This window comes from Microcystis sp. M31BS1, assembly GCF_020245285.1.
Lineage (GTDB): Bacteria > Cyanobacteriota > Cyanobacteriia > Cyanobacteriales > Microcystaceae > Microcystis > Microcystis panniformis.
The window spans coordinates 1-4,832 of record NZ_JADBVE010000051.1 but is presented as its reverse complement, the minus strand read 5'-3'; the positions used below and the strand labels follow the sequence as shown (position 1 = coordinate 4,832).

The window sequence follows — 4,832 nt, the reverse complement described above, 5'->3', positions numbered from 1 at the left end:
TTGGTATCAGAGCTATCAGATTTTTAGGGCTAATTGTGCATCTGCTGGGCAAACAAATTAGCCTGTAATTCAGAGCCGGCAATCGTTTTGACGATTTAGATAAAATTTTCAATGTGACACTTTAGGGTGCGGAATGTGGGTAAAAAGATTGTATCCGTCAATAACATCTTGACAGACCACTTAGTTTGATGATCTAAAATTTGAGTGTTGTTGCATCAACTTAAGGTAGAACATTCATTCTTGTATTTTGTGATTGCGATCGCTAATTGAACGTGAAGTTTATGACTGGCTTTAAAAGCCATGTAATGAGCGGTGGGAATAGTTCCCAGTAAACTCAAATCACCAATTAAGTCCAATAATTTATGTCTTGCTGGCTCATTATCAAAGCGTAAAGGAGGATTTAACCATTGATTTTGATCGCAGACTAAAGCATTTTCTAAACTGCCTCCTTTAATTAAACCAGCCTTTTGTAAATATTCAATTTGATCGGCAAAACCGAAAGTCCGGGCTGATGCGATCGCTTGACTAAAACTTTCCCGATCAGGACTCCAACTATACCATTGATTACCGATCGGTTTATAGGTAAAATCGATGCCGTAGGTAAAACGTAATTCAGGGGAAGGAATCGCCGCCACAAAAGCATCTCCTTCGTACAACCAAATCGGTTGAGAAATAGTTAAATCTGATGGAGAAAAAGAGTTATCTAAACCAGCATTTTCGATCGCTTCTACCCAGATTTTGGCCGAACCATCAAGGAGGGGAATTTCCGCACCATCCACCTCAATGCGAGCATCCTCTACCCCCAAAGCGGTTAAGGCTGCCAATAAATGCTCAACGGTTCTAACCTTTGCTTCTCCTCGTCTCAATTCCGTTGATAAAGTTGTTTGGTAAACCGAAGAAACTAGAGCGGGAATAATCGGTTGATTGGCTAAATCTCTGCGGACAAAATAACGTCCTTCCCCCGGATTTGCCCCACAGACGCGCACCCTTGTTATCTCCCCCGAATGCAGTCCAATTCCCGATAATTCAAATTGTTTAGCGATAGTAGAAACCATAATTATTAAGTAATAAAGCTTTGATCCGTGAACAGCAAAAATAACTAAATTTATCGATAACTGATAACTGATAACTGATAACTGATTAGAATCGTTCCCCGATACCGAAATGGAGACGAGAACCACCATCGACATTAAAACCGAAGTCAACCCGAATTTGGCCGACGGGAGATTGTACCCGAACACCCAAACCGTAACCGAGACCGATACCGGGTAAATCCCGAACAATCCCGGGTTGACCGGGGACATCGCCTTGGGAACCAATAGTAGTGCCGAAATCGACAAATAACGCCCCCCCGATAATTGCGACAATGGGAAAACGATATTCGGCCGTCGCTTGGAAATAACTGCGACCGCTACCCACTTCTCCCTCGGCGTAACCCCGTACAGAGTTACTACCCCCCACAATAAAAGCATCGTAGGGGGGTAAATCGCCTAATACTGTCCCTGCTTGCACATTAAAAGCGAGGGATTGCTGACCTTTAAAAATATCGGTTTCAAAGAGATTAAAGGAATTAATAAACCGAACGGGGATAAAGTAACTATAACTACCCCGAACACGAGTGCCGAAAATACTGCCAGAACCGACCGGAATAGTTTGTTCTAAACCTAGACGCAGGAAAGAGCCACTGGTGGGCTGCAGGGGATTGTCGCGAAAATCTCGAATAGCGCCAATATTTAGGGAAAGTAGATCATCGATCCCAGAGGAACTAAAAGCCAGTTGTTGACTGCCAAAACCATTGAGAGGTGCAGACAGGGGGGAGATGTCACCATTGGCATTTTGCACCTGTACCTGTTGATAGTTAAAGCCTAGGGAAACCACCCATTTTGGTTTCGTAAACACATCGGGGGCCAAAGGACGGACAAAAGTAATACCACCACCCGTCCGGACGATACGGGGACTATCATTATCGTTAAGCGTCCGAATCGAGGAATTCTCCCCATCATAAACCAGAGAAATCGACTGTCGCCGGAAAACGTTCACCGTGTAGGAAGTGCGGAAATTATCCTTGGCAATCCAAGGATCGGAAAAACTCAGATCAAATAAAAATTCCCGTTCCCCTAACTGGACTTCTGCCCCTAAAGTTTGATTATTACCGCCAAAATTGCGCTGTTGATAGCTTACAGTGCCGAATAAGCCCGCATTCGAGCTAATACCACCCCCAGCAGCCAGGGAACCAGTATTACCTTCCACCACATCGACGTTAACAATCACCTCCCTTGGGTCGCTGCCGGGGGAAAAAGACAGACGCACATCCTCGAATAAACCGAGACCGAAAACACGCTGTAAATCCTGTTGGGCGGTATTGCGGTTGAAAATATCCCCCGCTTTTAGGCGCATTTCCCTAGTAATGATAAATTCTCTGGTTTTACCCTTGACTGGTTCCTGTTCGACGTTAAAGTAGCGTACTTGAATTTTTTCGATTAAACCTTCGGAAATGACCAAAATCACCCTACCATCGGGAGTGACTTGCGGCGCACCGATTACCTGGGCCAGATCATAGCCGTTTTTACTGTACCAGTCATTGATTTTTTTTACCCCCGCCTGTAATTCCCGTAAATTCAGGGTTTTGCCGTATTGACTAGCGAAAATTTCCTCGACCACCCCGGCAGGTAAAATCGATTTGTCCATGGTTTCCGGGGCAATTTGAATCTGTACACCCTGAAAAACGGGGTTAGGTTGCACCTCAAAGGTGACTCGCACCCCTAGGGGCGTATCTTGGGGAACTGCCCGCACATCGGCAAAAAAGCCCGTGGCAAAAACGGCGTTAATATCTTCTTGTAATTGCGATCGAGTCGTGCTTCGTCCTGGTCGGGTGCGAATGGTATTATAAACTAGATTTTCTAATTCTCGATCGGACCCCTGTACTACCACTTCGGACACCAAAACTCGCGACTCCTCCGCCGGCACCGGTGGGGCTGTTGTGGGAGTTTCTGCAGGGCTTGGGGTTTCCGTCGGGGTTTCCGTCGGTGCTGCCACGGGTGGCGTAGTTTCTCCCGTCGCAGGAGGCGACTGTACTATCTGCTCGATGCGGGGAAAAACCATTTCTTGCGGTTCTTCTTCGGCCATTACCGTCCCGTGAAATAATCCGAAAATAGCCAGCAGCAGAGCCAGCGAGGAATATCGCCCCGAAAAATTGAGATTTTTAAGCACTTCCACACACCCAGTAACACCATTATGGTTTTTTTGTTTTCTCTGCCCGAGAAATTTAACGAACGTTAAAACTCTAGCAGATTGCTTACTCTCAGTAAATCCCAGCTTGACCGGTGACTCAAGAGATACTGCATCAGGTCTGATATGGGTCAGCCGTCAGCATTAAGTTTTTATCTTGCCATATCTTAGCTTTTTCTGGTTTGGCTCTATTCCAATTCACCCTCTGGGATTATTGCCAACTCGGTTGGCGCACAATTAAATACATATCTTCCTAACTCACCAAAATTAAAAACAATTAAGTTTATTCTTGTGGGAATCCCCCAGCTTTTTACATCCGGGCAGATGTCAACGTCTCGTTTTTAATAACTGTACCAGTTGCGAGACCTGTTGGCGATTGAACATTTGCAGCAGGGTACTAGCTACTAATTCCGGTTCTAGGGTAATTAGGATTTGTGGTAATTTGGCGGCGGCTAATAATTGCAATTCCTGACTGACGGTGATTTCTTCCCCTCGACCCCATTCTAGTAAATCACCGGCTTGTTTTAATTCTTTAATAATAACCGGGGCGAGAGTGCGGTAGGAATGTTTGGGGTTAGCCAGGGCTGATTCGGCATTTTCAACTAAATATTGCCACTTTTGCTGTTCTGAAGCCAATTGAGACAGAGATAAAGTTAACTTTTGTAATTGCTGACGGGAAGCACTGGTTTCTTCCTGTTTGAACAGTTGTAACATCTGTTTGAGGATATCTCTGACGCGGATGGAGATAGAAGACGCTGTCGCAACAGCTGGGGTAAATTTTTGGGGGTCGAGAAGATAGTTAAGATGGGCCTGTAATTCGGCAAAAGTTGGTTCACCTTTTTTAAGGATAGCGTTAGCTTCCTCGGCTTGCAAACCTAATGGACCGGACAGCTTATCGATCAATATCTGAAGCAGATCATAACCCTTGAGGAACAAAGATTCTAATTTTTTATCCACTTGTATGGGATTTTCTTTCAGTATTTTAAAAGCATCCTCAAGACGGTGAGCAGTTTTTTGGATACTGCCATAACCTAACATGGCCGCTCCCCCCTTAATGGAATGGGCGGCACGAAACATCTCGTTCATCTGTTCAGTATTGTTCACGAGATTGCCTAAGTCTAAAATCCCCTGTTCCAAAGTTTCCAGGTGTTCTTTGGCTTCTTCGATGAAATAGCCGAGAATTTTCTGAGCGTTAGCGGAGTCCAAGGTCTTATCCCCCTTATCACGATGCTGTCTAGTCCTAGATTGCCCAGTTTTTCAGGAAATATATCAGTTATGGGGCAATGGCTAGGAAAACTGGCCCAGACGGACACAAGCTAAGTTCAAAAGCCTGCCCACAAGGGTTCTCAGCTTCTCTTGCTTAAAATAGATCGATACAACGGCAGGCAAAAAGCTAAGAAAAGAATCGGGGATGGGAGCAAGCTGACTAGAAATTATTCTTGATAAGAGGAAACTGAGTTGTTGACTATACTTTGCACGGCTACAACTTGCATTTTTTACTCAAGGACAATAATATAGTTTAAGAGTCATAATTAGAAGCAAAGCACTCATTAAAAACATGATTAACCTAGAATTCACGGAAGAAGAAAAGAACTCACTGTATT

3 protein-coding genes are annotated in these 4,832 nt (G+C 44.6%); all 3 read right to left on the bottom strand.

All coding sequences use genetic code 11. From position 1 onward, the window contains the following. Window positions 1-215: 215 nt before the first annotated feature. Window positions 216-1,055 (bottom strand): UDP-3-O-acyl-N-acetylglucosamine deacetylase, encoded by an 840-nt coding sequence (lpxC, locus tag IM509_RS02775; RefSeq protein ID WP_043995723.1) that lies wholly within the window; start codon window positions 1,053-1,055, stop codon window positions 216-218. 85 nt (window positions 1,056-1,140) lie between these two features. Beyond that, window positions 1,141-3,126, bottom strand: coding sequence for a BamA/TamA family outer membrane protein (locus IM509_RS02770; protein ID WP_221634923.1), 1,986 nt, complete (start codon window positions 3,124-3,126; stop codon window positions 1,141-1,143). A 429-nt stretch (window positions 3,127-3,555) separates the two neighbouring features. Continuing rightward, window positions 3,556-4,434, bottom strand: coding sequence for an Hpt domain-containing protein (locus tag IM509_RS02765; protein ID WP_002787402.1), 879 nt, complete (start codon window positions 4,432-4,434; stop codon window positions 3,556-3,558). Window positions 4,435-4,832 lie beyond the last annotated feature (398 nt).

What these genes read in the sequence shown, in the direction of transcription:
- lpxC (WP_043995723.1), bottom strand. Translation starts at nt 1,055, where the DNA reads ATGGTTTCTACTATCGCTAAACAATTTGAATTATCGGGAATTGGACTG.
- IM509_RS02770 (WP_221634923.1), bottom strand. Translation starts at nt 3,126, where the DNA reads ATGGCCGAAGAAGAACCGCAAGAAATGGTTTTTCCCCGCATCGAGCAG.